General features: G+C 39.2%; 2 protein-coding genes. Both read left to right on the top strand.

All coding sequences use genetic code 11. From position 1 onward, the window contains the following. On the top strand, positions 1–291 hold a 291-nt coding region (locus GQO39_RS08740; protein WP_156851799.1), incomplete at its 5' end, for a hypothetical protein. Positions 292–294: 3 nt separating this feature from the next. Beyond that, entirely contained in the window at positions 295–876 is a 582-nt protein-coding gene (locus tag GQO39_RS08735) for a hypothetical protein (protein WP_198039456.1), read from the top strand. Positions 877–890 lie beyond the last annotated feature (14 nt).

Genomic DNA, 890 nt, shown 5'->3' with positions numbered 1-890 from the left:
GTGGTTGGCGACAATAAAAGAACTATTCGTTTTGAACCATCGACAGAAAATACTCCATTTGTTGAAGTTTCCAATCAAGTCTACGCACGTCTCAAACGCGCCAATGCGGCAAAACCTTTTGTTGACGCCAAAACAACAACAAAGCCTGACAAAGCAATTGAACAAATTAAGCAGATAGAACAAGAAGCCGTACAAACATCATCTGAACCAGTGGCAGAGGAAATTCCACTCGAACAGCCAAAAGCATCCAAGGTTTCTAAACCATCAACACCTACCCCAAAAAAGGCTTAGAAGTTGAAGTTAATCATCCGTCAAAAATGGTATCTTCAACAGGTGAAAGATACCTTCACCAGTCTTCAAGCACCACGCCTTAATTGGGCTTTACGTAATGCTGTAAACACCGCAGCAAAACAAGTGGAACGCTTTGCAGAAAAACAAATTGCCGATGTTACATCTGCCAAACCAAAGCGTGTCAAAAAAGGCGTTTATATTAAAGGAAAAGCTACAGCAAAGTTTCTTGAGACAGATATCATTGGTTCTGGAACACCGATACCTCTTAAATTTTTTCAAGCACAAGAAACAAAACAGGGTGTAACCTACAAAATGTTTGGGAAAAAAGAAATCTTGCCCCATGCTTTTATTTGCGGGGGAAAATTTCCTAAGCGTGTTACGTTAAAGATGGGAAACAATGTGTTTCAAAGAGCAGATGGAGATCAATTCCCCATTGCAAAACAAGAGGGACCATCAATTGCTGGAGTAATATCCAAACCAGAGATTGCAAGTGCTATTGTAAAAGAAGCCAATGAAAGATTAATCAAAAACATACAGATTCAACTTGCTCGTCATGAATACGCTGCTAACAAGAAAGCTAAATAATGTTTTGAAGCTAT

Origin of the sequence: Bartonella refiksaydamii (genome assembly GCF_902652675.1) — a bacterium.
GTDB classification, from domain to species: domain Bacteria; phylum Pseudomonadota; class Alphaproteobacteria; order Rhizobiales; family Rhizobiaceae; genus Bartonella; species Bartonella refiksaydamii.
Note: the sequence above shows the minus strand (reverse complement) of the source record. Positions and strands in the feature narration are given on the sequence as shown.